Origin of the sequence: Desulfotomaculum sp. (assembly GCA_003513005.1) — a bacterium.
GTDB lineage: Bacteria > Bacillota > Desulfotomaculia > Desulfotomaculales > Nap2-2B > 46-80.
This window is the reverse complement of sequence record DOTD01000092.1, coordinates 15,349-40,935: the sequence shown is the minus strand read 5'-3', so window position 1 is coordinate 40,935 and position 25,587 is coordinate 15,349. Positions and strand designations below refer to the sequence as shown.

Sequence of the window (25,587 nt, the reverse complement as noted above, 5' to 3'; positions counted from 1 at the left end):
AAAACTGCGCCTCTTAAATCTTTAAAATTCTTGGGCTGTGGTTGTTACGTAAATTTATAAATGATTGTTTTTCATTTGTTTTTCTATATAATACGACAAATATAAAAAAATTTCCTGTTTTATGATTACAAGAATTTTACTCTTTATTATTATATTACAGGTTGGGTGGGCAAATAAGCAAGGAAAAAGGCAAGGATTACCATCCCTGGGTCAGGTATTTGCGGCGGTCTGCGGAGTCTAGCACACGTTCGCAGGATTCCCAGGGAACCTTTTCTATCTGGTTATATTTGATGTCAAACGGATGCTTTTTTTGAATAGAGTCGATTGTCTTTTTGGCCTGTTCGATTTCTCCCAAAGCCAGGTACACCCAGGTATCCTCCAATACGTCCGGGATTTGCCCAAACAGCCTGAAGATTTCTTCCATGCGATCAGAAAGCAGTTCATGGGCACGGTCTTCTACAGAGTCCTTGTACCTGAGGTTATATATTAAAACAGTGTCTCTTGTTTGACCGATCCGCTGGATCCTTCCTTTGCGCTGCTCCAACCGGGTCGGGTTCCAGGGAAGGTCGAGATTAATCAACGTGCCCAAACGCTGCAAATTGATTCCTTCGCTTGCCGCATCTGTTCCCAGTAATAATCTTAACGAACCTTTGGAAACCAGCCTTTTAAGTTCATCCCTGGCCGCCCTAACCATACAGCCGTTCTTTATTATAGAGGACCTCTCGTCGCCGGCGTATATGCCGATATTTTCTTCAGGCAATTCCTTTGATAAGTTTTCAGCCAGCCAAAAAATGGAGTCGTAGTACTGTGAGAAAATAATGCAGCCCTGTTCCAGCCAGCCTTTTTCCGTCAAGCAGTCAAGAATAACTTCATACTTGGGATCCCGCTCTTCCGCGCTTAAGGCTTGTACAAATCTTTGGAGAACTTCCCTTTCTTCCTGTGTCAGGGTTTTTATGTCGTTAATATCAGGAACCTGTTCATCTTCTTCATTATCCTCTTTAACTACATATTGCCAGTCTCTTAACATTTTTTCGGCCGTCAATTTTCCCGCGTAGATTGTGCTGCCCACTCTCTTGAGTAAAAGAGTTTTAAGAAAACCGGCTGTTTTTAAACGTGCCGCAAGCAGTCTGCAAAATTCCCCGGCCAGTTCATATGCTTCTTTTAAATAAGGGGTCAGGCGGACGGCTTCTTTCTCTTTTTCTCCAAAAAGCTCTACCTTTACTCTTTTTAAATACGGTTCGCCAGTTTCAGGGTCGATGGTGTTTTCTAAAAAATCCCTGGTTCGCATGACGATATGGCGGATAAAAGGATTGTACCGTTGTACGAAAGACCTGGAAAGCCGTCTTATCCTGCTGCGATCAGCTTCGCTCATCGTATGCCACGCTTCGGACGGCGCTACATTATCACTGTCCGCCATGCGCAGTGAGCGGCGGATCAATCCAAAATCACGCTCTTCCGATGCTTGAGGCAGCGGGTTTCTTATCCAGCTCCAGCGATCAAAATCATCTTCGGGCAGTTCCATAGACCCCAATACAAGGTCTAACGCTTCGCCTGGCCTTCTCCAGTTGCTGAAACGAGCGCCGAAGACTTCCTCGTTTCCGCGGGAAAGCACATCCAGAAGGTCCCACGCCTCTACCGGGTCTTTCTGTACCGGAGTCGCCGTGGCCAGTAACATGCTTTTCGTATGGGCAGCCACCTGATCTAGAAAGTCCAACAAATGATTGCGTTCTGGTTTTTCAGCCTCTTTGCCCGGTCCCAGGTTGTTACGGTGCGCACGGTGCGCCTCATCCACGATTATACACTCATAGTTAATCTGTTTAAGTAACTCGGCGACTTCTGATTTGCTGATGATAAGTCCCGTTGATACCACGCCAATTCTTCTTGGGCACTTGCTTATCCCCTCGGGACCCATAACCGGGTATTCAATCCCGTTTTCGTCTATCCATTGCTTGCCGTTCCACACGGCGGACGGCATATCAAGCAGGTTTTTCATCTCATCCTGCCATTGCAGGAGCAGTGTTTTAGGCGCCAGGATGAGCACAGGCCTGCTTCCGTAAAGAGCCATTAACTGGGCTGCCAGCGCCAGCTGTACAGTTTTCCCCAAACCTACCATATCAGCCAGGACAAGCCTGGCGCCGTTCCTTTTGTGCGCTTCAAATGCATGCTGTACAAAATATTTTTGGTGTTCCCACAGGCCGTTTTCCCGGCGGTAAACAGGAGTTTCGATAACAGTCATTGATGGATCCGGCTCCCGCCGCCAGTCTTCAACGCTGGGAATTACCACGCGGCGCGCCAGCCGGCCGATGTCCTGGATTATAAAGTCGGATAGAGATATCGCGAAGGGGCTGTTCCAGAGCGCGTCGAACTCCTCCTGTACCCATTTGACCGCTTCTGCGGAATCGTCTTCCCAGATGATTTCATAATTCATTTTCCAGGCGCTGTATGTTTCGTTAGCGCTCCCGATAAAAGAAGTCCTGCGTCCGTCACTCAGTGTGATGACTCCGGCCTTACCGTGTATCAAGCCGAATTTTTCACGCGGCATAACCCGGATCTGAAGCTTTCCGGAATACAGCAATTCAAATAATTTGGAAAGCCGCGGCTGGGAGGCCGGGCCGTATTTCTCCGGCTCTGCTTCGCACCACTCACGCCTCATGGCATACTGGGCGGCCCTGGCTGTTTCTACATCCCGCAGTTCCAAATCGGAGTTGCAGACCACCTGCACAGGCCCGGTGACAGTTTCCAAAGCCTCACCGGCTACTTCCAGCATAGAGGAACGAAAATAGCCAGCTATGCGGTCGTATGCCTGCGCGCCGGTCAACCGGCCTTTTAGGAAAGAATAATCCAGTTTTTGCCGCCTTGAGGAAAATCGGTTAATCAAGTCGCTTACCTCGTTACTTTGATTGGTTAGTTAGATAGCATGATAAATTGCTTTATTACAGATTTATAATTTTAAATATGGTCATTTTTCAACGCGCCCGCTAAAATCCTGGCCACATTGGAGTCATCCCGCCAGTGGGGCATATTTTTGTTAGATCCAAGCGCGGCTAGGTAATGAAGGATTTGAATTATAGTTTGGCGCTTATTCCAGTACAAGCCTTGAAGTTCGTTATAAAACCAGTTGCGTCCTTGCGCAATTTCGCCCGTGTGCGCCGACTCCCGGATGGCAAATAAAACCTGGCGCACAAGCGTGGCGCCGAAACCGGTGTTTTCCAACTGCCTGGCGGCAAATTCGGAGGCTGTTTTCAACCTGGCCTGATTAGCCCGGCTGCCTTCCAGAAGTTGACGGTAATCCCTGATCCCGAAACCGCGGGCAAGCTCCTGGTAAGCCCCTGAGCGGCGCTCCCCGTGGCTCTCCAGTTCAAGCCCCTTGAGGTAGAACCTTTCTTCCGGGGAAAGGCCTTTCCAAGTGAATATCTCCATGCCCTTCGGAACCAGGTGATCGCAGGCAATTTCCACAGCGCGGTTGATAATGTCCACTACAGGGGACTGCTCGCCCCGCTGCCTGGGCCTGGCCAGTTCCCCGGCCACGTCAATGTCTTCTATGCTCCGGTACCTTGTCAAAACACGCAGGGCGGCGGCGTAAGCGGCAAGCTGGTAATCGGTGTCGCTGAAATTGGGGTCCTCCAGGTCTTCCAGGGCCAGCATCTCATTTAACTGGTTCTTAACTTCCTCTTCCACCTGCGGGTATATCTCATCAGTAAAGGCCGTTTCAAGGGAGGTCTGCTTGCGCAGCACCAGCAGCACCGTCCCCTGGACATAATTGCCCTCTTTTAATGCGGAATCTGTTTCGGTGGCTATGCACCAGGCCGCTGTTACGCTCAAACCGGCAGCCCAGAGAATTAATGCCAGATCCGCCCATACTCCGGAATCCTGGTGGGTAAACATAACGATCTGCGCCCCATCGACCGGCATATGCTCGGCAAGGTTGCGGTATGAATCGACCATACTTTTGCGGAAATTCTCATCTGATCCGGTGATGGCAAGCGCACGTTTACTGTCTGTGTACCACTCAGGGAAAAATATTTTTATATGTTTATCATACCAGGCAATAAAAAATTCCGACAGTTCATGGTAGTTAATAGCATCGGCATATGGAGGGTCAGTTAACCAGATATCACAATAATGATCATTTTGGCGAGCATCTTTAGCTGAGACAACTCTTGTGTTATTAAAAATATTAACGGACCAATTTAGAAAAAAGGGACTTTTAAAACTCGACAAGCTTCTTGTGGCATATGTAAATAATGTATTTAAAGCTTGATTGTAGAAAGTTTGCGCCATTTTTTCATTTGCAGAGCTAGAATCCCAACGGCAAAGTTTACTATTCCAATCTGAGCATCTTCCCATACTAAATAAAAATGATAATAGAATATTTTCAGTAGTAAAGTTACTAAATGCATTATCTATTAACAATGCATTTAGTAATAATTGCCGGTGGTTAAACAGGTGATGCCAATGTGTCCAGCCGCGTTCACGTAGAGGTTGATCAGTATTATATCCTGGCTCAATCCTGCGGCTTGGGATATACCCTTTTTCCTGCCATTCGGCAAAGCGCTCCTGTAAAAGTTCCAGAACAAGTTCCTCCCGGCGCAGATCGTCCTCGTCGGGAGCGCTGTAATAGCGTTCAGTTATAGTTTTGCCCTCTTCGTCTTCACATGTGTAAACCCAACGGATGCAGTAGAGTCGTTCCTGAAAAACGTCTTCCGGGCGGGGCACGATATCCCAGTTTTCCCACATCCGCAGGCCATACTGTTCTTTCCCGCCACGTCCGTCACCGCGCAGCATGGTCATGGGAGTGGCATGAGGAAGGCAGTTGGGGCAGCACAAAGCGGAATCTTTTACGGTGCCGGCCGCTCTTGCATTTTCCATTTCTTCATTTGAAACCCCCGATTCGATAAGTATATCAAACCGCTTGCCGGTTTCGTCAGGCTTTAATTTTGCCACGCAGCGCGTCTTTTCACCGATAATCCAGGAAGGCGCCAGCGGAACCTTCCAGCCGCATCCGGGGCAGACAGCTTCATTGCAGTATAGGTAGGCGTCCGCCCGGTGTCCCTCTTTGTTGTGCTCAATACCCCACGCAGTGATTTGCTGATCTACAGTATTATAAACCTCCTGCTGCGCCTGGCGGACCTGCTTGGCGATTATTTCGCCCCCGCCGATGATATTTAACGCCGCCCAGGTGAGCAACGCCGCCACCGGGTTGAGGTCCGACCCGTAAGCTTCGCAGCCGAGTCGCGCGGCCTCGAAAGGAATGCTGCCGCCTCCGCAAAAGGCGTCACCGACGCGCGGCGTATGGCCGAACCGCCGTTTTCCTAATTGGCTAACAAGTTCCTGCAGATTGTTTGCGGCGGTATTCAGGTGTGTGTTGATTTCCGTCCAGGCTTTTCCGGAAGGCCCCTTAATCTGTTCGGGGCGTCTGCAGTACTGAAGTTTTTCGTCATAAGACAGGGGCATAAAAACAATCCGCTGCAGTTCTTTCCTTTGTTCTCTGGTCGTCCCTTTTTTTAATTTCGGCTTGTCTTCGGTAGATGTCTTTTTAAACCACCGCTCCCTTTGGGTCTGATCAAGCCGTTTATATACTTCTTTAAGCGTAATCAGCTTATCTTTGCGCAGCCAGAGCCCTTCCTCATCCATCGTGAGAATCTTGAGGAAAATTTCCCGGTCTTTGACCTGATTATCGGATGCCGGCACCAACAACCCAATGATCGCGGCGCGCGCCAAAATCAGCGGCTTGCGTCCCCACCATTTGCCCAGTCCGGTAAGTGTCTGGCTGTAATTGGCCTTCCGTTCCTTGTAGCTTTCTTTGGAAATCTTTGATACGGGGAACTGCGTTTCAATAAACGATTTTTTCATTGCCGGCGTCCGTTTCCTGCTTCCTGGGATGGACTAATTCAAGTTCTCCGGCCCAGGACAGTGTCTCTTTCATAATTAACAACAGCTCATGGCGCGGCTCAGCCGGTTCGGCGTCTGAGACCGGGTTCTCCGTCAGGGCATACCGTACGGCCTTTCTCCAGCCTTTGTTCCGCCCGTTGATCGCGTGGCCGGTTGCGGCGTTGGTCATGGTGAACAGCCACCAGCGCTCTTCAGGGGCCAGGCCGAGCCAGTTTTTGACAGCAGCTGGGATTAGGGCCGGATCGGCGTCTTCGACAGCCCAGGCCAGCAGCGTCATTTCCTTGCCCAGCAGCCGCGATACGGGAGTCTGCCCTGTTTTCCAGCGGCCCGCCGCAATACCGTTTTTTTTCAGCCGCCGGTTGAATTCATCCTGCACGTGTTCCGCAATGTCCAGCCATTTGCTGCGGGGTAAAATTACCCGCATTTTGTCGTCCTCGTTTCCCAGGGTAAAACTCAGATCCCGCCTTTTTTGACTGTGATCCCAGGTAAAATGTTCGCTGATGTAAACATGTGACGACCTGGCCGTATGGATTGTGACAAGGAAATGATGGCCTGATTCTTCCGGATTAAAACCAAAGCCTGTCGAATACCGGCTGCTACCCACGTTGTTTCACCTCACCCGGTTTAATTTCTGTCCTTACTTCCGCTACCCAGTTCAAGAGGTCCTGTCCGGCCGGGAAATGAAGAGACATTGCTTCCAGGCTGACCTCGCCTTCGGGCACAAGTTTTCTCAACTGCTCGATAATTTCCTCCAGCCTGGCTGCGTCAAGCAGCAACTTTTCATCAAGGTTCAGTTCCACCCAGCATTGCCCTATTACAGCTATTTTGGCCGCGGGCAGGGAGGCCCGGTGTTTTTTAAGCAAGTTAATCAGTTCATAAGTTTCCTGTGTCGTGCCAGGTAAATGCTCCCGAAGCCAGATTGCTGGAATATTGGGATCTACCTCCTCCGGCGCCGGATCGCCCCCGGTGCCCCGCTGCCTGATTTCCAAACGGTGCGTTTCTGAAACGAGGCCGTTTTTCTCGGCCACCGCCAGCACAAGCAATGTTCCCGGCGGTACGGCAAAAGGTTCGTTGTAAGCTCCGCCGGATAATTTGGGATCCGAACCGTCAGTAGTATAGCGGATGGGGGCGGGAGGAGCGGACTTCAGTTCGACCATTTTTTCGCCGCTCGTTCCCTGGAAGGAACGGGATTTTATGGTAATCTGGTTTTTCCAGGTGGCAGGGTTTCCCTGCTGGTGTTTTCCGCTGGAATCGGCGCAGAGGAAAGAAACAATCAATTCCCGGGTTTTAAAAGACCTGGGATTGGAAACCTGCATCGAGCCGCTTGTCGCTGGCCCATTTATATCATAGTAAAGCGTATCTCCATGTACAGGAGTAAGTTTGAGGGTGGCTTCGCCGGTATTGTCATCCCTGCTCATTTGCTGAATCTGCACACTGGTAACCGGAGGAGGAAAAGGCCCCTTTTCCACATAGCCGCCCTGCTCGCGCCACTGGTCCTTAAAAATCATCTCGCTTTTTAATGAATCCAGGGCGCCGGTGCGGTGCCATTGCCAGGTTATGGTTAGAGCAGCCCGCTTTTTAACTTCTGTCCAGAGCATTGTCTTCTGAGTAAATAACCTGGCTTCGCATTTTTTCCGGAAGGTTTCGCCGGTAACGTCTTCGGTGAATTTCTGCTTTGACTTTAATGTCTCCCGGACTTGCTGCTCCCCCCGGTACTGATTGTTGCTGTATTCCATCTTGAAGTCCGCATTGACCAACTTGTCGATATGGGGGTAGGTCAGGGTAACGAAAGTTTCTCTGGCTGCGCTTAGCAGGCCGAGCATAATCTTATCCAGCTTATCCATGGCGGAAACGCGCTGCGGGTCGTTTGCGGGCAATTTTTCCTGATCCATTTCCGCGATAATGCTGTTAATAGCTTTATGCTCTTTGGCCACCTCCAGCAGGTTCTCCAGATTATCCCGCTGGCCGGACAGGAACAAAATGCGGTTTTTATAATCAAGGTTCTGGTAAAAACTCTGCAGGTCGGGGTGCAGCCCGCCGGGATATGGTTCGTAGATAACAAGAATCACTTTGTCAGCGGCAACTTTAATCTCATCCAGGGCCGGCATTACTTGCAATTCCTGGTAGCAGTCCTTTTGGCTGGGGGCAAAAAGCCCGGTTAAGATTGACCGGAGCTCTTTTATAGCAGATTCCTGGTTGTAAGAATCGGCCAATGTTTTAAGTTTTGCAACCAGGTTTTGAACGTTTTTAAAGAAGAGTTTGCCCTCAATACTGGAATGAAGGTACCAGGCTTTGGTAGACAGGCTGCCCAGTATTTCTTTAAGTTTACTGATGTCACGGCCGGGCGCGCAGAGGTAGGCGACAATTTCCGAAAGGGAAAGGCCGAGGACGGCGTTGGGAACATTGGCTAAAGAGGACATTAACAGCAATGCGCAGGCGTCACGCGCTTCATCGCCGCCAAGGTTGGTATCTATATTTTCGGCAATGGCCTGGCCGCCTGAAGCAATGTCGTGGCTGATGGCATTTTCCAGGGATGGATTGATGTTGGTGATTTCGGCCAATATGTCACGGTCGTTCAAATCTATATCATAAGCGTGGATCAACTGTAATTTGGAAGCCTTCGCATCCTGGCCGCCGAATAAGTTTGCCGTTACCAGCCTCATTAAACGGATCAAGTCGCGGGTCTGCTGGTAGCCGGGATTTTCCCTGAAGCGGGCGTATAGGTCCCGGATTGCCGGATGGAAGGGGTAGGATTCCCGGATTGCCTGGACAAATTTATCCGGGGATACGTTGGTTATGTCCATCTGCCTGGCTTCACGGAGAGCCTGCGCATACGAGCGCGCGACTTCAAGGATTATATTTTCATCAGGCAGGGACTTAAAAAGCCTTTTTCTTAAAATATGATAAACTTCGTCAGTGTTAAGCGCCACCGGCTCAAGATTCAGGGCAACCCTTCCAATCTCATTTTCCAGGTTCTTCAGAACCTCACCGATTAGCCGCGTGCCTTCCTCATAGGTGGCCTTCAGGTCGGAAATGACTACACAAACATTGGAAAGCGCGTCTTTGTTAACAGCGACAAGAAGATTTGCCAACGCTGTAATTGTAACCTGCGCCAGGTCCGAGTTGCCGATTGTTTTTGATTTGGAATAAACCAGATAGGGAGGAAGTTCGTCCAGTAAGATTAAGAGAGATTCGCCTTTCAATAAATTAATCCAGGCTGTCTGGCCTGGGGCTGACAAAGGGGAATAATAATCCTTGAACAACTCTTTCTTGCCGAGCTGATCCGCAATAGATCCCCATATTCCGAGAGGAGCGTCGCTCTCCCTGCCTGTAAAGGCCACCACGCGGACTTTGCCCAAACCGGCTTCCTGGTAGTCCTCGCCCATTACTTTTGGCCTGTATTCAGGATACTTGGCCAACAGGCCCGCGCAGATCATATTGTGAGTTTTGCCGCCGCCCATAGCCTGGGTTAATTTTATTACCCCGGCGGCTGAATGGCCGGCAAAACGCCGGAAGGATTCCCGAAGGAGATGCTTCATCCCGTTAGTGAGGAAGTTCTCGCCAAAAAAGTCGTCAGGATTAATTTTGTTTTCTATTAAATCCGACAGGTCAAGGATTGAATCCCTCCTGGCCTGATCAAAGATACTGTCCTTGGGCACAACAAACTCTTTAATGCTAAACGTATGGCATCATCCTCTTTGGAAAAATGATTATCAACATAAAATTCTCTATCCTGCCAAATATGTCCTTCTTTATCTGCCAGGAAACAAGGGCAGATTAGATGGATATCACTAAAATAACCACTTTCAGCAAATGTTGAAAATGGTGATATAAATAAAACGTTGTCCTTCGTCCTGCAAAGCTCCAATATGGTTTGTGAGATTATTCCTCTAGCTCTTACAGGTTCAAAAACCCAAGATTTATATTGTTGAAAGCCCATTTATTTCTTCATATTTACGTTCGCTGTAGACATAGACCTTATCGTCATACGCATAACGGAAAATTACAATACGATCATCTTTTTGAAATAAACTCTTCAATAAATTACCAATATATACCCTACCTCTTCCCCAGTTAACTTTTCTTCCCGTGACCTGATAGATACTATCTTCTTCATCAATTAAAGTGATCGTAAAGCTTTCTTCCGGGAAAAGGTTTTTATATTTCTGGTTTTCTCTTGCCGGCCACCAAAAAAACCATAATCCACCTGTGCGCCATATATGATTCTACTGCAAAAACCCCATAGAATAACAAAAATTAGTTCCTGAGGCAGCAGGAGAAATAAGGGTAAATATCGAAGTGTAATAAAGAGATCGAAAGATATCTGACGACAAACTAACAAAATACGATCAGGGAGGATTCAGATGTTCCGGGAAAACAAAGACCACCTACAAGGAGAACTATTTAATAGTTTTTCATGGATGAATCCAAAGATACAAGCCAGTTTACAGGAAACTTGGGCGCCCCTTTTCTATGAGCATGTGTTTTGTAAAATCGATGAGGCTCCTTTTTCCTGTTTGTACAGCCTGGACAACGGCCGCCCCAATTTCCCCGTAAATATTCTGCTTTCCCTGGAGTTCATTAAACACATGAAAGATTACACCGACGAAGATATTCTCGAGCAGTTTCGTTTTAACTACCAGATTATGTATGCTGTTGGTCTGCGCAACCTCGGTGAACTCTATCTGGCCGAACGCACCTTGTACGAATTTCGGCGGCGGGTTTACCGCTATACTGTTGAAAACCCGGATAAAGACGATCTCATCTTTGGGCAATTCGAAAAACTAACCAGGCAGTTTATTGAGTCAACTGGGATCAACACCAAAGAGCAACGTGCAGACTCCACGCAAATCATGACCAATATCAAATTGGCGGGTCGGCTGTCATTGGCCTATGATGTTTTGTCTCAGGCCCTGACCGCCTGCCCCCCGGAACTTCTTACAGATTCCTTAAAGCAGGTGCTCGAACCAGAGTACAAAACGAAGGCCTTATACCGTTCCAGGGGCAGTGAAGCACAAAAACGCATCCAGGAGATACTCGATTTTGGGATCGAACTGATATCCATCACCGAAGCAAATCCGTACATACGTGAATTGAACGCCATAGCGATTCTCCAGCGGTTTATCAACGAGCAGGCTACTTTTGATAGCGAGAAGAATACCTGGAAAGCAAAAGCAAATAAAGACATTGAGGCCGACTCCCTGCAATCAGCCTACGACCAAGATGTGACCTACCGTAAGAAGGGATCCAAAGGGCATGTTGGTCTAGTCCTAAATATCACCGAAACTTGTGCTGACGAAAACCCCGTCCAAATAATCACCGACTATACAGTCGAGAAAAACAGGGTTGGCGATGCTGAGATATTAGAAAAGCGCATCCCTGAAATACAAAAGAAAATGGATGTCACCGACTTTTACGTCGATGGAGGTTATTTTAGCGGGGAAGTAGAAAAGCAAGCGCAAGATAATGGAATTACGATGCATTATACAGACATGACCGGAAAACAACCAGATCCTGAAAAGCTTCCGCTAACCACATTTACCATTAAAGACCACAAAACGGTTGAGGCCTGCCCAGAAGGACACGCTCCACATAGCTGCCAGTTCAATGGAAAGAACAAGGTGATTCTCGCTCATTTCGACAGGAATGTCTGTTCAAACTGTCCCCGGCAAGACGCCTGCCCGGTAGAATTCCGAAAAAATAGTACCGTATTGCGAGTTGAACAGAGTGCTATATTTCTGGCCGAAGCTCGCGAACGGAAAGAGGACAAAAGAGCCAGGAAAGAAGCTACCAGCAAACGTACAGCCATTGAAGGAACCAACTCCTCGCTAAAGTGTTCACAGGGGGCAGGAAGACTTAATGTACGGGGTAAAGTCAAAGCAACATTGGTTACCGGGATGAAAATCATTGGACACAACTTCAAGCAAATCGTCCGCTTCTTCAAAGGAGATATAAGGAAAAAGGCTACAGAAATTGTAAACAACAATAATCAAGGGATTATTGCGCCCATTTACTAGAAAAAACTAGTAATACAAAGGATGATAACCATAATCCAAGTATAAAACCGTAAAAGTAGCCAAAATAATGGTCAGTTAAATGGATGATAATCCCAGTTCAATTTTTTTAAGGGGAAAATGCAAGAAAAAAATACCCCTTTTCGCAGGGGAATCATATATAGTATGAATTAAATAATAGTATGAATTAAATATTTTTTTCTAAGGGTTTGATGGGATTGTCATATTCCTTCTCATTGCTTGGATTCTCTATTTCTTCATTTGCGGCCGCAACAACATCGCAGACTATTGAATACAACTCATCTTCTACATTCTCAATCATTTCATCCAAAACAGGGAACCTTTTTTTTCGCAATTGAAATATGCATTGGAGTGCAACCATAACAATTTAAGTTCACTTTCGGGGAAAGATCTAATCAAATTCCTGCAAATAGCTCGTATGGTATCTTCATAAGCTTCAAAGAAGAAGCTCTCTTCATTTTGTACTTGAAACTTAAACTCTTCCCATTCTCTGTATTTCAGAAGCGTCATAGTAATAATCCGGAACGTAGTTGCCAGGGATAACCATGGCGTCGTTAGAGAAGGGCCTGTGTGGAATTTCACGACGGTAAGCGCGCCTCCGGCAGGCGGTGGTGGCGGCGGCGGTGGTGGCGGCGGCGACTGGGGAAACCGTCACTTCCGCCGGTAAAACAGTGAACAAAGATGGCGTTACCATAACCATCCCGGCCGGGGCGGTAGCCGACGAGATCAAAGTAAAGATTGAAAAGGCAGCCACTGCCTTAAACCTGCCGCTGCCGGCCAAAGCTAAGCTGGTCAGTGAAATATTTGAAATTACCAACGACAAAGCAGGCGACTTTACAAAGCCGGTAACTATCACCCTTGCCTTTAATCAGTCCGGGGCAAACCCTGAAAAACACCGCGTCAGCATCTATTGGTTTGATGAAAGCATCCGGAAATAGGTGGAACTGGCTAATATGAAGGTAGATCTGGCAGCCGGCACGGTAAGCGGCGAGGTAGACCACTTTACCAAATTTGCCGTCTTAGCCACCGAAAAGGCAACTCAGGCGCCTCCCGTTACCTTTAAAGACATTGCCGGCCACTGGGCTAAAGAAGCAATCGAATTCATGGCCGCCAAAGGTTTTCTCAAAGGCTACCCCGATGGCGCCTGCCGGCCGGATCAGCCAGTGACCAGAGCGGAATTCACCGCCCTTTTGGTGCGCGTCCTGAGTCTACCGGAGGCGGCGGAAGAGACCTTCGCCGACGTTTTACCGGGCGCCTGGCACTACCGGGTTATTGCCTCCGCCGTCCATAACGGCCTGGTTAAGGGTTATAGCAAAAACCAGTTTGGCCCTGATGACCCGGTAACCAGGGAGCAGGTAGCCGCCTTGATCACCCGCGCCCTTACCGCCAAGGGAATCTCCGCAGAGCTAAACGAAGCGCAAACCGCTGAACTGCCGGGGCGTTTTTCCGATGCCGGAGAGATTTCCGCCTGGGCGAAAACCGCGGCGGCGGCAGCCGTACACCAGGGATTGGTCAGCGGCTATCCCGACGGAACCTTTGGGCCGCAAAAAACTTCTACCAGAGCGGAATGCGCAACCATGCTGAAAAGGTTGTCTGAAAAATAGAGTATTAAAACACCCCCACCCTAACCCTTCCCCTTCAAGGGGAAAGGAGCAAGAGAAGATTGTAATTGCCTAATTCCCCCTCCTTATGAGCGGGAGGGGGTTGGGGGAGGGGGAAACTGGAGGATTAATTTTTTAGATTTTGATCTTAACCTGCTTGTTTCTTGTGTTGAGCCTGATGCTGCTTCCCGGTCTTGCCGGGGCGGGGCTTTCCGAACGGAGGTTTCACAACAAGAAGGGTAATCCGGAAAAAGATAGTTAACCGGATCTTACCGTTGTCCGCTGTCGAAAAAAATGGTTTGACCCGGGTGTTTTGTTCAAAACAAGTCACTGTGTGTACCTGTTCTGGTAAGCGTCAAAACTAAAACATCGTTGTTAATCTTGTAAATTTAAAGCCAATCGGGAGTAATATGGCATTCTCTATGCCTGGTCCAATCACCTGTTAACATATGGTCTTTGTTTTTTTCCGGCAAGGGTATTCCAGCAGCCAGCAGAGAAACAACATCTTGCAGCAATTGGATATTGTACCCTCGCTTCATAATTGCCTTTAAGTCCTTTTTGAATCTGCCCGTCGATAAAATCTCATACTTCATTCCGGACCTCCGCTACCAATTCTTCAAAACTTGAATAGCGTTTTGCATTTGGGTCATGGCTTATTCTATTGGCTTCCTCCATAGCCGCTATTGTTTCAGTATTCGGAATATTTAAGGAAATTTCAAAGGGTATTTTTCTCTGTCGAACAGCCTGTCGGACGAAGACGGTGAATGCCGTCGTCATATTCATACCCAATTCAGAGAAAAGCTGTTCTGCCTGCTCCTTGAGTTCCTTATCAATGCGAATGGTTAAATTTGTCGTTTCAGACATTTGCCACCCCTCCTTTGTTATCATTGTATACATTCTAACATGAAATATGTGCATTGTAAATATAGTGCACATCGATGATGCTGTCAAGAATTTTTGGGTATTATGCTTTTTGCTTTGTAAGCTTTTTTTGGTTTTTTAGTCATTGGTCAAGCATTCTCAATTGGTAAATTGAAACTGTGCTACAATAATGACATATTTCTTTATTAATTAAATTATTTTTCTCATTTTACCATGATAATGAGTACACCTATCCTGTTTCCCCAGTTTAGGGCTGAGGATATTTTATCGGAAAAGTTATTTCTATATGGATACTTTTTAGGCTGCTGCCACCAGACTTCGCATTTTCTCTTTTTGTTTTCCTTTGATTCGCCTCTCGTCCATGGCCAGCATAACACACAGCGCCAATCCGCACCTTAGTTTCATCTTGGCCATTCCCCGGATTGTGTGCAGTTCAAAGCCAAAGGAGACGTCTAACCGGCTATTTACTCGTTCCACACTGGCACGTTTGTCATATTCTTTTCCCCACTTGTAGCTTGCGCGATCAATCGGCGTAAAGATTCTTCGATCTTCCGTTAGGGGGATCCGAAGCCCTTGCGCCACCGGACATGCTTCTTGGCCTTGGCAGATAATTCCGTACTGTTTGGCCGGACATAATTTCTTTAAGGTGCTTCGGTCTTTTTCAAACCCCCCATTGGTCATTTCCCGTTTGGTATTTGTTTTTGGGCAATAGCAGTAAACGTTGCCTTTATAGTTATAAGTTACATTGGTTCTTCCGTTAAGCAGGCGCGTTTCTTCCCCGTCTTTCCACATGTTGCGTATGTCGATTACCGGTTTGATTTGATACTGATCCCAGCATTTCTTGATCAGTTTTGTATCATCATAGCCCTTATCTCCCACCAATGTTTCTGCTGTTTTCAAAATCTCCAGTTGCTTTTCTTCCATCTGTTCAAGTAAGGCGTGTCCTTCTGTGATGTCTGAAGCCGAAGCTTTTGTGACTTTATAGGCCACGGGCAATTCATAGGTTGCATCCACGACTGAATGCAGCTTGTAGCCAAACCACTTCACGATCTTTTCCCAGAGGCTGCCGTTTTTGTTCTGACCCCGGTACTCTTTTTTCCCATAATCGGCATCCGTATCCCGTCTGCCATTCGGGGTCTGGTTACCATTCTTCCCCTGGGCAGCCGATGAGATGGCTTTGCTGTCTACGGCCAGGTGCTTGCTGAAGTCAGGCAATAGTTCCTGCAACTGTTCAACCAGCTTTTCGAATATCTCGTCTACTTTTTCCGTATGTTTAATATTTTTTTCAAAAATCGTGTATATACCCATGCTGGGGGCACGGCCTTACTTTTAAATCCGCTCATATTCCGCAGTTGACCGTTTCGCCTTAGTTCCCGGCGCAGTTTTTCTACGTTATCATGCTGAAACACTATGCCGGCAAATACGGAGTTCCACATCGCCCGTACGGGATAATCGTCCCATCCTTTATACCGCTCTTTTTCCAGTTGTCTAATAAGTTTTTCGTCCGGCATATATTCCAGCACGAGACGGTAACCGCTCCAAATCACCTAATTCTTCGATTTCTTTCCAGCCAAATATGCGAAGTTGTGGTATAATAGCCATGCAGGTGAACCTCCCTAATCTCCCAAATCCTGATTCGTCTTCAGGCGCTGCTCTGGTTTACTTTTAGAAAACTGATGCAGGATACCGGGAAGAATATAATAGCCGGTGTCCCTGTCGATGCTCTTCTTTATGGCGAAGGCAATAAGATTTCCAAACGCGGCGCCCTTGAGGAATACAATGCCGGCATGCTGGGCGGCAAAAAGGATCAAGCGGGGCGTTTTTTTTATTTCGGGGACCTTGATCCGGAGGGAATCCGTCTGTTTTTCCGGGCCAGGGAAGCCAACCCCAATCTTGATCTCAAGCCTTTTTCCGGCTTGTACCGGCTCATGCTTAAACTGGCTGAAGGCGTTGAACTTCTCAATGAATGTGGAGGGATTGGAGTTCCTCGAAGGTTTTGAGAAGCGGATGCAGATTATAGCAGCCGTAGATTCTATTGTAAACCGCGGCAACCGGAAAATGGACATAGAGAAGCTGCTTGAGCCGGGACAGCTTGACAATATTATTTTTGCTGTCCTTGTCTTTATAATGGACAGGACTCTTGCCGAGGACGAGGAGTGTACCATAGAAGTTATAACGTCCTTCGTTGCAAGGATTATTCCTGATTTCGGCCTTAGTTTTCCCCGGGAAACCACCCGCAGGATTACGGACTACATCATCAAGGATATCCTGCAAAACGGCGGGGAAGCAAGATATTACCCGGTGATGAGATATGGGAAGGGGATGGCCCCGGTCCGGATCAGGCTTATCGACGACAAGTTGAAGGACAGCGATCGCGGTTATGTGATGAACTACCAGCTTACAGACCAGGGATATGACCTGCTCCTTAGAACAAAAGAAGTAGAGCAGGAGATCAGCTTTACTATTGAGGAACTGAAGCTGCGCGAACTGATCAGGCGCAAAAACTACAAGAAAGCCATCGGGCAGAGCGGCAACCTGGTGCTAGATGATCAGGCAGAAAAAGAACGATATCAGCCAGTTCATGCAAAAGATAAGGGAAAATATTTACGACGTGGACATCAAGGAGTTTGAAAAGCTGGTCGGCAGCACATATGCCCTGCTTGAGGAAGAGTATGGCATAATGAATGAGATCAGGGATATGATCGTTCTGTCGGAGGAACGGCTTAAGGAAGAGGAAACTTCCAGAGGGACCCTGGATGAGGAGATGAAGAGGGCGCGGTCAGAGATTGCCGTTATAAGGAGAAATATCAATACCACGATCGAAGAATAGAAAGGATTAATTCTTGAACGGCACGGTCTGTCAAAGATATACAAGGAGACCATAGCGGACTCCTTCACTCTCTCACTGACCAAAAACTTTGATTTTGAACAAGAAAATTTAATGCGGCTGGAAAGATGCGATGAAAAAGTCATCCCCTTCCTGTGGAAACTGTTGAATCCCCTCTTATTCGTCCGCGGCATTCTGAGGTTTGCAGCGCTCAAAGCGGATGGATTCAGGTTTAAGGAGTTGTACGAATATCTGAAGAGTTTTCTTACAACAACGATTCCCGGCGCATTCTTGATGAAACTTTCAATTTCCATGGCGGGGAGAATGTTCTTTTAAACCTGGCCAACTGGGGCGGTAAAAGTGTATTGGTCCAGCTTTTTCTCCAGCCGGTGATACCGTGTATCAAGATCCAGGGCCGTAATATAGCGGCGTTTTTTCGCAAGAAAAAGCTGCCGGCGTACATTATGATTGAGTGGAAGCTTGACGGCGCCGGCGGGTACCTTCTTACCGGTATCGGGATTGTGCCTGCGGAAGCGCCGGGGATGGAAAATGAGAAGAACCGGATCAGGTATTTTACCTTTACCTCGAAATATACCGGCGCCAATGCTTTTGATATTGCCCACATCGCTCTTGTGGACAAAAACGGTGGTGTTCTGGATGTGACGCCGTTTCGGGAAGCCAGAGAAATGTTGTCCGAAAAGGAAAGAAAAGATCCGTTTGTTTTCAGTTTTTTCCCCGAGGACGACGGGGATCGCTACGTCAGGCGCCTGGCTGAATTCGGGATTGCCCAGGATAAATGGAAAAATGTGATTGCCAAGATAAATGACGGAGAAGGCGGTTTGGAGGAACTCTTCCAGAAGTATAAAAACCCCGGCCAGCTGTTGAATGACTGGATTATTAAAACTGCCGAAACCGTGAGAAGTGAAACGGAAGGGGCGCTGCAGGACATCAAAGTACAAGAGAAAATTATGCAGGCCGCCCGCCTGGTTGAAGAAATCCGCCGTAAGAGGTCTGAGCTTTCGGGAATAGAGGAGAAGCTGTCGGCTTCAAAAGAACAGTATGATACCGATGGCCGGATACGCAGCCTGGAATACTCCCTGAAGCTGTTATTAGAGGAAATCCTGCACCATATCATTTACCATGTCCTTGGCTTCTTCCCGGCATACTTCTCCTTTTTCACCAGTTCATCAACCAGTTTTTCCGCAGCTTTCCTGGTTAAGGCTATGGCTCCTCAACCTCAATATACCCAAATATCCTGTAAAAACTTACGTTGCTTTTTCCAGTGTCTCCTCAAAGAAATTCATCAGCAGGGCGTGTTCGGATTGATTAAGTTCAGCCAGGTTGGCTTGGAATCTGTCCATATAGCTGACAATCTGGAACAGCAGCGGAAACTGGTTGGCTGTTTTCAACATGCTGCCCATGACGGCGCCGGCAAAAATGATCAGTCCTGTTTCCGCCTTGATCGTATTCATCACTACATTTTTAACCAGTCCGACACCCTTTTCACTGATGGTTTGCAATTGAGCGATTAAGAGGACTATCATATATGCGCTGAAAATCAGGGGGCTTTCCAGACCAGGCAATTCAGCCATCAGTTGTTCGACTATTTCCTTGGTATTGGCTTTTTTTAGTTTTTCACACAGAGACAATAGCCTTTCATTAACTTGTTGCCATTCCTTGATAGGGATCTTCTCCTTCAAGGCTTCCCCGGACAGAACCAGATCACCCATGTGTGTGGGTGTGAAGAGTACCATAGCCCGGCCGGGAAATTTTTCTCCCTGGTTAACTTCATATTGGCTGGCTAAAAGGCCTTCCTTTTCCAACGTTTTCATCATCTCATAAGCGCTCCACTTGCTGACTTTCAGCAGTTCGGCCACCCTGGCATAATGTACCGGCAGGTTGGTTGTTTCATAAAGCTGTTTAATTTTTTGCAGAAAGTCTATTCGTCGCCGGGTGATGCGCATTATATTCTTCTCCTTAAGTTAGTTATTTCTGTCACTTCATATTATTATCCCCTGTGTGCCTGCCAGTCAAGAGTTGCCCGTCTTTCGATTACTTATCTTTTTCTGCCGGTTTGATTTCCGGTTCCTTAGGTGAAATTACCTTTTTTAAGCAAAGCATTAATCTGTCCAGCTACCTGCCGTCCTACAGCTTCGCCTGCCTGGATGCACTCACGGACCCGGTGAAACTCATACCATCTTACGTTTTCCACCGCCGGCCTCAACAGCCAGTATTGCGCAGTGGGAGTCGCTGGAAAGGAAATCTCAATGTGACAGTCGTTCAGTTCCATTGAACGGCCGACAATGTTGATGCTCTCGGGCAGCGCCCGTTTAAAGAAACTTAAGAAACCCGGCATACCTATCAGGCCATAAGTTTGCATGGGAGGTATCTTCTTCCACCACTTCCATGCCTGCGCCAGGACATCAGTCCGGTCCACCGTCGAGCAAACATCCACGGCCACAACCACATTCGCTCCCGCCTCCTGGGTTGCCGCCGCCGGCACAGGTGTAGTTACCGACCCATCTACCAGATAGCGCCGTTCTGAATTGACCGGGCAAAAGATTCCCGGCACTGCGGTGCTGGCTCTTAAAGCCCGGGCAACCGGACCTGAGTCAAGCCGCACTTCTTCCCCTGTATTTATGTCGGTGGCGATAACGACTAGAGTTTTTTCCAGTTGGTCAAACCTCCTCCCACAGGTTAATGTTTGAAAATACTTTTCCAACCGGTTGCCGGCAATTACACCATGATGGGGTATAGTCGGGTCTGCCAGACTCAACAACCGCCGCCAACTCATCTGAAGGGCTATATCCACCAGTTCTTCGGTCCGGTACCCCATAGCGAAGGCGGCGCCTACCACTGCCCCCATGCTGGTTCCGGCGATAATATCAATAGGGATGTCCGCCTCCTGTAAGGCCTTAATCACTCCTAGATGGGCGTAACCTCTTGCACCGCCGCCCCCAAGGGCCAGGCCGATTCGCGGCCTTTCTTTCATCTTACCGGCCTCCCTCTATAGACGTAATCTCATTTAACATTTGTTCCATTTGGCTGACCAGCCTCATATTCAAAACCGCCAGGGTCTCCTGCCTTGGTCGCCGGGCCTTTTCCAATGTCCAGGGAGCCCCGATTTGCATGTAGATTTTACATCGGCGCGGGAAGGCGGCGCCTACCGGCAGTGCTGTGCTGGTACCCTTGATAGCCACCGGCAGGACAGGCGCTCCTGCCTTCAAAGCCAGATACGCCCATCCTGTTTGGAATGGCAGAAGCTGGTCACCGGCGCCAAGATGGCCTTCGGGAAAAAAAACCAGGGCGCCTTCTTCCTGCAATACCTTCAAGGCTCTCCTTATTCCCGCCAATTCACTTCCCTCGTTCTGCACCGGGATGGCGCCAATAGCGCGTAAAAGAGCTCCCACTATCGGCATCTTGAACAGGTAGGCTACCGATAGGAATGTAACCCGTCGCGGCCAGAACGCCAATAAAAGGAGACCGTCCAGCAGACTGATGTGGTTGGACACTATAATCATCGGACCTGTGCGGGGGATGTTGGCTTGCCCGGCAATGACAGTATTCCCAAAAAGCCACAATAAATACCTAGAAATTAACTTCACCAACGCGTAGAACATCCGGTCACTTCCCCTGAGAGACACGTTAAGGAAGAAGTTGCCATAAGAACAGCTTTTACTGTTCCTGGAATTATAAATCAATATAGAGGTGGTTATATACCACAATAACCACAATATCCCCAATTAACTAATTTTATTAATAATACCCCTGCCACATTAGCGTGTCAAGATAAAGAGCAAAAGATATCCGTGACTAAAGGCGAAATTTGAATTAAGATAATTTGTTGAATAACTACTGCAACCAAAAGGAAGACCAATGCCGTACACATACATTCTGCATATTCGGATATTTGCAGGTAGAAGGATAACTGATATGAGATGGCGAAATATGTAAAATATATAACCCCAGAGACCGCTCATATCAAATCTGGTTAACAGCCCTGATTTAATAATCCACAAAGACAATGAAAAGGAACTAAAAGAACAACCACCTTTCTGGAAATGTATTAAGGTATTCAGGGAAAATTATTAAAACCTGCAAGAGGAGAGTTAATATGCGATTTATTCATACCTCCGACTGGCACCTGGGGAGAATTTTTTACGGGACGCATTTAACAGATGATCAGGCTTATATACTTGAAGATTTTATCAGGCTGGTCAGCTACTCGAAACCGGATGCTGTTTTAATCGCCGGCGATATTTACGACCGTGCGGCGCCCCCCGCAGAGGTTGTCAGCCTTCTTGACGATGTGCTTTCCCGCATTCTTTTGGACTGCCGGGTTCCGGTTGTTTTAATTGCCGGCAACCACGACAGCCCCGAGAGGGTGGGGTTCGCTGCCAGGCTATTAGCCCGGCAGGGGCTCCACATTGCCGGGGTGTTGGATAAAAATATTGCTCCGGTAGAAATTCATGATGCGGACGGTACGGTTTACATTTACCCTCTGCCTTATGCCGATCCTCCGGTTGTGCGGGAAAAATTTTCGGTCAAGGATATTCATGATCACAATGAGGCAATGGCTTACATAATTAAGCAGTTAACTGTAAATATCCCCACCGGCGCACGCTTGATCCTGGTTGGCCACGCTTTTGTAGTTGGCGGAGAGGTCAGCGAATCGGAGCGTCCCCTTTCCATAGAAGGTTCCGGGTTTGTAGACCCGGAGCATTTTTTTGACTTTCACTACGCTGCCCTTGGGCACCTGCACAGGCCGCAGTACGCCGGGAGGGAAAATATCCGTTATTCCGGTTCCCTGATGAAATATTCTTTTTCCGAAGCGGGCCACAGGAAATCGGTGGCCCTTGTGGAAATGGACAGGCTTGGCAAAACAACCATTGAAGAGGTTTACCTTACCCACCGCAGGGATGTCCGCTGTTTGGAAGGGCTGCTCAACGATATCCTGGCCGGGCCCCGCAGCGGTGAGAGCAGGGATGATTATTTAAAAGTCACTTTGACTGACTCCGGCGCTATACTGGACGCGATAGGCAAGCTGCGCAATGTTTACCCGAATGTGCTGCACATCGAAAGGCCTTTTCTGGCTGAGGGCCTGGAACTGTGCGGCCCCGGTGGTGATCACCGGGGGTTGAGCGAAACCAGTCTATTTTCATCTTTTTTTGAGCAGGTGACGGGGGCAGCCCTGCCGGCGGAACAGCTCCAGGTATTTAAGGATACCGTCGAAAACCTGTACAGGCAGGAAAGGAAGGCGACGGTATGAGGCCGCTTAAGCTTTCGATGAGCGCCTTCGGGCCTTACGCCGGGACACAGGTTATCGATTTCAGGGAACTTGGCAGCCGCTCCTTTTTTTTAATTCACGGGCCGACGGGTTCAGGCAAGACAGCCATTCTCGACGCGATGTGTTTCGCTCTCTATGGCGAGAGCAGCGGAGCCTTGCGGGACGGCAGGCAGATGCGCAGCGATCATGCGGATTTGTCCGTGGCTACCGAACTGACCTTTGATTTCAGCGCCGGCGCCGAGGTTTACCGGATTAAACGCAATCCTGAACAGGAAAGGCCGCGCCGCCGGGGCGCCGGCACAGCCGTAATGAGCGCAAACGCTGCCCTTTGGAAAAGGACCGGTTTGATCAATGACGATGAAGAAGGAACAGTGCTGGCCGGCGGGTGGAACAAAGTCACGGAAAAGATCGAAGCGCTGCTGGGGTTCAAGAGCAGTCAGTTCCGTCAGGTGGTCATGCTTCCCCAGGGAGAATTCCGCAGACTTCTAACTGCGGACTCCAAGGAGCGGCAGGTAATCCTGGAAACCCTCTTCAGGGCGGAGTTTTTTCGCCAGATAGAGGATACGCTGAAAGAATCGGCCAAAGAGCTTAAAAAGAGCAATGACGACAAGTCGAATGAACTAAGATTCGTCTTGAATGAATCAAAAGCCGGATCAAAAGAAGAACTCGCGCTGCAGCATGGTGAACATAAGGAACAACTAAATGAGGTAAAAAAAAGAATTGAGGCAGGCCAAAATTCTGTAAAATCGGCTCAGGAGCAGTTGAACACCGGCATACAGGCCAAAGAAAAGCTGGATGAAAAAAAGAACGCCGAACTTGCCGCGGCCGATTTGAATATGAGGATAGCAGTTATTGATGCAAAAAGGGTTGAATTAACGAGGGCCAGGCAGGCTTTGAGCCTGGCGGATGTCGAGAGCACCCTCAAAAGGCGCCAGGCGGACGCCGTTATTGCCGCCGGCGCTTATGAGAAAAAACAAAAAACAAAAAGTGAGGCTCTGAATGCCAAAGAAAAGGCTGAAAAGGTCCTGGCCGAAGAGGAGCAAAAAGGCGACGAGCGGGAAAAAGCCGCAAGAGAATTAACACGGCTGGAAGAACTGACCGCGAAGGTCGCAGCCTTGTACGAAGCCCGCCATAAAGTTAGTCTGGCTCAAAAAAAGATGCAGTCCGCTGAAGCAAGCCAGAGCCAGGCCCAGTCTTCCCTGGCTGCTATACAGGCTTTGATCGCCGAAAAAGACAAAGCCCGTCAGGATACAGCAGAAAAGGCTGTTCAGTCGGCGGCGCTGGAATCCGCATATAAGGAAGCCGAACAATTAATAACGAAAAGGCAGTCCCTTGAAAATTTACGCAAAGGTATGACTATCATCCTGAAAGAACTTGATACAGCCGGCAGAAAGCTCAATCAGGATGAAGAACACTATCAAAAGGCAAAGATGGAATTGGCCAATCTGCAGGAGGCCTGGAACAGCGGGCAGGCGGCAATTTTAGCAGGCACTTTAACTGATGGCGCTTCCTGCCCGGTCTGCGGCTCCACGGACCACCCTGCTCCCGCCCTTAGTAAGGCGGCGCTGCCTTCAGAAAATGACCTTAAGAAAAAACAGCTCGCCGTGACCAATCTTGAATCCGTCCGGGATAAACAGCGGGATACGTTAAACGGTATTAATTCCAAAAAGGCGTCTGCGGGCGGCAGGATTGAAGAATTGATACACGAGCTGGGAGAGAAAGCAAGCCTTGAACTGGCCGTTCTCCAGGTTGCCGCCGCCAAAGACGGGGACCTGCTGCACGAGGCGGAAGACGCCGTAAAAATTTCCGCCCGGCTGGCTAAAGAACTTGAAGGACTGAAGAAAAAGGAAAAATCGGCTGTTGACCGGCTTGATATTTCGAAAAAGGATTTTCAGGACGCTAAAACAACCTTTGATTCTGCTAAGGCGGTAGCCCTGGAGAGGGAATCGGGAATTCCGGCGGATTTGCGTGATCCATTATTCCTGCAAAAGGTTCAGAAAGACGCCAGGGACAGACGGGAGAGACTGATTGCCGCTTACGAGCAGGCCAGGAAAACGGCCGAAGAAGCAAACCAAGCGCTGGCCAGAGCAGAAACTGCCGGGATAGAAGCGAAAGAGGCAGCCCGGTTGGCCGTAAAACGCGCAAGGAGCGAAGAAGATGATTTTCAACAGAGATTAACAGCGGCGGGCTTCGCAACTCATGATGATTTCAAGGATGCCAAAAGGACGCCGGAAGAGACCGGCAGGCTGGAGAAAGAGATTAAGGGGTTTGACGGAAACCTGAGCGCTGCCAGTGACCGTCTTGAGCGAGCTGTCCGCGGCGCCGAAGGCTTAAACGTACCCAATCTTGAGAAACTTACTGCCGCTCTGACCGAAGCGGAAAATGATTGGAAACAGGCTCTAAAAGAAGAGGCGCAGCTTGAAGAACAAACAGTCCGGGAGGCCGGATGGCTTAAACAGCTTGCTGAAATTGAGGGTTCTTTAAAGGAGTTGGAAAGCCGCTATGCGGTACTCGGTCGTCTTTCAGAAGTGGCCAATGGAAAGAATAACTACGGGCTGACCTTTCAGCGCTTTGTGCTGGGAGCCCTGCTGGATGACGTGCTTGTCGCCGCCACCCGCCGGCTGCAGTTGATGAGCCGGGGCCGTTACCACCTGCAAAGGACTATGGACAGGGCGCGCAGCAATGCCGCCGGGGGGTTGGATCTGGAAGTCTTTGACACATATACTGGCGTGGCAAGGGGCGTGGCTACTCTGTCCGGAGGGGAAACTTTCCTGGCCTCTTTATCCCTGGCCCTGGGCCTGGCGGATGTAGTGCAGTCGTACTCTGGAGGCATTTACCTGGACACCATTTTTATAGACGAAGGGTTTGGCGCCCTTGATCCCGAGTCCCTGGACTTTGCCCTCAGAGCCTTAATCGATCTGCAGAAGGGCGGCCGCCTGGTAGGCATCATCTCCCACGTTCCCGAACTCAAGGAAATCATTGACGCCAGGCTGGAAATCAGTGCCGGCGAACATGGCAGCACAGCCAAATTCAAACTGGGAACACACATTGACAATATCTGAA

20 protein-coding genes and 2 pseudogenes are annotated in these 25,587 nt (G+C 48.6%); 9 read left to right on the top strand and 13 right to left on the bottom strand.

Going from position 1 to position 25,587, the window contains the following annotated elements:
* Window positions 1-196 precede the first annotated feature (196 nt).
* From DEH07_11880 to DEH07_11865, 4 genes are all read right to left on the bottom strand, one after another.
* Entirely contained in the window at window positions 197-2,878 is a 2,682-nt protein-coding gene (locus tag DEH07_11880) for a helicase SNF2 (protein HBY05178.1), read from the bottom strand.
* Window positions 2,879-2,949: 71 nt separating this feature from the next.
* The gene (locus tag DEH07_11875; GenBank protein HBY05177.1) at window positions 2,950-5,853 is read right to left on the bottom strand and encodes a DNA methylase; all 2,904 of its coding nucleotides are present in this window, start codon (window positions 5,851-5,853) and stop codon (window positions 2,950-2,952) included.
* Window positions 5,834-6,496, bottom strand: a complete 663-nt coding sequence (locus DEH07_11870; GenBank protein HBY05176.1) for a DUF3780 domain-containing protein — start codon at window positions 6,494-6,496, stop codon at window positions 5,834-5,836. The genes DEH07_11875 and DEH07_11870 overlap by 20 nt, the downstream gene beginning before the upstream one ends.
* Window positions 6,489-9,566 (bottom strand): glycosyl transferase, encoded by a 3,078-nt coding sequence (locus DEH07_11865; GenBank protein ID HBY05175.1) that lies wholly within the window; start codon window positions 9,564-9,566, stop codon window positions 6,489-6,491. The genes DEH07_11870 and DEH07_11865 overlap by 8 nt, the downstream gene beginning before the upstream one ends.
* 690 nt (window positions 9,567-10,256) lie before the next feature.
* On the opposite strand from DEH07_11865, the gene DEH07_11860 reads away from it, so the two are divergent.
* Entirely contained in the window at window positions 10,257-11,909 is a 1,653-nt protein-coding gene (locus tag DEH07_11860; protein ID HBY05174.1) for a transposase, read from the top strand.
* Between the two features lie 315 nt (window positions 11,910-12,224).
* Here the strand turns inward: DEH07_11860 and DEH07_11855 are convergent, their stop codons facing one another.
* A complete protein-coding gene (locus tag DEH07_11855; protein HBY05173.1) occupies window positions 12,225-12,509 on the bottom strand; it encodes a hypothetical protein in 285 nt (94 codons plus the stop codon).
* Between the two features lie 26 nt (window positions 12,510-12,535).
* Between DEH07_11855 and DEH07_11850 the strand changes: the two genes are divergently transcribed.
* Both DEH07_11850 and DEH07_11845 read left to right on the top strand, forming a co-directional pair.
* Window positions 12,536-12,865 (top strand): hypothetical protein, encoded by a 330-nt coding sequence (locus tag DEH07_11850; protein ID HBY05172.1) that lies wholly within the window; start codon window positions 12,536-12,538, stop codon window positions 12,863-12,865.
* 15 nt (window positions 12,866-12,880) lie between these two features.
* Window positions 12,881-13,531, top strand: a complete 651-nt coding sequence (locus tag DEH07_11845) for a hypothetical protein (GenBank protein ID HBY05171.1) — start codon at window positions 12,881-12,883, stop codon at window positions 13,529-13,531.
* A 145-nt stretch (window positions 13,532-13,676) separates the two neighbouring features.
* On the opposite strand, the gene DEH07_11840 is transcribed toward DEH07_11845, so the two are convergent.
* From DEH07_11840 to DEH07_11825, 4 genes and pseudogenes are all read right to left on the bottom strand, one after another.
* Window positions 13,677-13,859, bottom strand: a complete 183-nt coding sequence (locus tag DEH07_11840; GenBank protein ID HBY05170.1) for a hypothetical protein — start codon at window positions 13,857-13,859, stop codon at window positions 13,677-13,679.
* Window positions 13,846-14,121 (bottom strand): annotated as a pseudogene (locus tag DEH07_11835) (type II toxin-antitoxin system mRNA interferase toxin, RelE/StbE family). The gene DEH07_11840 and the pseudogene DEH07_11835 overlap by 14 nt, the downstream one beginning before the upstream one ends.
* A complete protein-coding gene (locus DEH07_11830) occupies window positions 14,111-14,392 on the bottom strand; it encodes a type II toxin-antitoxin system antitoxin, RelB/DinJ family (protein ID HBY05169.1) in 282 nt (93 codons plus the stop codon). Before DEH07_11830 ends, DEH07_11835 begins: the two are co-directional and overlap by 11 nt.
* Before the next feature lie 315 nt (window positions 14,393-14,707).
* Window positions 14,708-16,012: pseudogene (locus DEH07_11825) on the bottom strand (DDE transposase).
* Between the two features lie 74 nt (window positions 16,013-16,086).
* Here DEH07_11825 and DEH07_11820 point away from each other — a divergent pair.
* The 4 genes from DEH07_11820 (at window position 16,087) to DEH07_11805 (ending at window position 17,573) form a co-directional block, all read left to right on the top strand.
* Entirely contained in the window at window positions 16,087-16,410 is a 324-nt protein-coding gene (locus DEH07_11820) for a hypothetical protein (GenBank protein ID HBY05168.1), read from the top strand.
* Window positions 16,388-17,041, top strand: a complete 654-nt coding sequence (locus DEH07_11815) for a hypothetical protein (protein ID HBY05167.1) — start codon at window positions 16,388-16,390, stop codon at window positions 17,039-17,041. Before DEH07_11820 ends, DEH07_11815 begins: the two co-directional genes overlap by 23 nt.
* The gene (locus tag DEH07_11810) at window positions 17,022-17,240 is read left to right on the top strand and encodes a hypothetical protein (GenBank protein HBY05166.1); all 219 of its coding nucleotides are present in this window, start codon (window positions 17,022-17,024) and stop codon (window positions 17,238-17,240) included. The genes DEH07_11815 and DEH07_11810 overlap by 20 nt, the downstream gene beginning before the upstream one ends.
* A 111-nt stretch (window positions 17,241-17,351) precedes the next feature.
* The gene (locus DEH07_11805; protein ID HBY05165.1) at window positions 17,352-17,573 is read left to right on the top strand and encodes a hypothetical protein; all 222 of its coding nucleotides are present in this window, start codon (window positions 17,352-17,354) and stop codon (window positions 17,571-17,573) included.
* Here the strand turns inward: DEH07_11805 and DEH07_11800 are convergent.
* The 4 genes from DEH07_11800 to DEH07_11785 form a co-directional block, all read right to left on the bottom strand.
* On the bottom strand, window positions 17,570-18,196 hold the full coding sequence (locus DEH07_11800) for a hypothetical protein (protein ID HBY05164.1): 627 nt from the start codon (window positions 18,194-18,196) through the stop codon (window positions 17,570-17,572). The genes DEH07_11805 and DEH07_11800 overlap by 4 nt on opposite strands.
* 306 nt (window positions 18,197-18,502) lie before the next feature.
* Window positions 18,503-19,201: a hypothetical protein gene (locus DEH07_11795; GenBank protein ID HBY05163.1), complete on the bottom strand. Its 699-nt coding sequence runs from the start codon at window positions 19,199-19,201 to the stop codon at window positions 18,503-18,505.
* Window positions 19,202-19,326: 125 nt separating this feature from the next.
* Window positions 19,327-20,229: a phospholipase gene (locus tag DEH07_11790; protein ID HBY05162.1), complete on the bottom strand. Its 903-nt coding sequence runs from the start codon at window positions 20,227-20,229 to the stop codon at window positions 19,327-19,329.
* Window position 20,230: 1 nt separating this feature from the next.
* Entirely contained in the window at window positions 20,231-20,857 is a 627-nt protein-coding gene (locus DEH07_11785; GenBank protein ID HBY05161.1) for a 1-acyl-sn-glycerol-3-phosphate acyltransferase, read from the bottom strand.
* A 494-nt stretch (window positions 20,858-21,351) separates the two neighbouring features.
* On the opposite strand from DEH07_11785, the gene DEH07_11780 reads away from it, so the two are divergent.
* Both DEH07_11780 and DEH07_11775 read left to right on the top strand, forming a co-directional pair.
* Complete coding sequence (locus DEH07_11780; GenBank protein ID HBY05160.1) at window positions 21,352-22,506, top strand: exonuclease sbcCD subunit D; 1,155 nt, start codon at window positions 21,352-21,354, stop codon at window positions 22,504-22,506.
* Window positions 22,503-25,586, top strand: a complete 3,084-nt coding sequence (locus DEH07_11775) for an SMC family ATPase (GenBank protein HBY05159.1) — start codon at window positions 22,503-22,505, stop codon at window positions 25,584-25,586. Before DEH07_11780 ends, DEH07_11775 begins: the two co-directional genes overlap by 4 nt.
* Window position 25,587: the final 1 nt, after the last annotated feature.

Excerpts from the sequence above, each read along its gene's own strand:
- DEH07_11795 (HBY05163.1), bottom strand. The coding sequence starts at position 19,201 with ATGCGCATCACCCGGCGACGAATAGACTTTCTGCAAAAAATTAAACAG.
- DEH07_11830 (HBY05169.1), bottom strand. The coding sequence starts at position 14,392 with ATGTCTGAAACGACAAATTTAACCATTCGCATTGATAAGGAACTCAAG.
- DEH07_11780 (HBY05160.1), top strand. The coding sequence starts at position 21,352 with ATGCGATTTATTCATACCTCCGACTGGCACCTGGGGAGAATTTTTTAC.
- DEH07_11860 (HBY05174.1), top strand. The coding sequence starts at position 10,257 with ATGTTCCGGGAAAACAAAGACCACCTACAAGGAGAACTATTTAATAGT.
- DEH07_11820 (HBY05168.1), top strand. The coding sequence starts at position 16,087 with ATGCAGGATACCGGGAAGAATATAATAGCCGGTGTCCCTGTCGATGCT.
- DEH07_11790 (HBY05162.1), bottom strand. The coding sequence starts at position 20,229 with ATGAAAGAAAGGCCGCGAATCGGCCTGGCCCTTGGGGGCGGCGGTGCA.
- DEH07_11845 (HBY05171.1), top strand. The coding sequence starts at position 12,881 with ATGAAGGTAGATCTGGCAGCCGGCACGGTAAGCGGCGAGGTAGACCAC.
- DEH07_11785 (HBY05161.1), bottom strand. The coding sequence starts at position 20,857 with ATGTTCTACGCGTTGGTGAAGTTAATTTCTAGGTATTTATTGTGGCTT.
- DEH07_11775 (HBY05159.1), top strand. The coding sequence starts at position 22,503 with ATGAGGCCGCTTAAGCTTTCGATGAGCGCCTTCGGGCCTTACGCCGGG.
- DEH07_11875 (HBY05177.1), bottom strand. The coding sequence starts at position 5,853 with ATGAAAAAATCGTTTATTGAAACGCAGTTCCCCGTATCAAAGATTTCC.
- DEH07_11805 (HBY05165.1), top strand. The coding sequence starts at position 17,352 with ATGCGGCTGGAAAGATGCGATGAAAAAGTCATCCCCTTCCTGTGGAAA.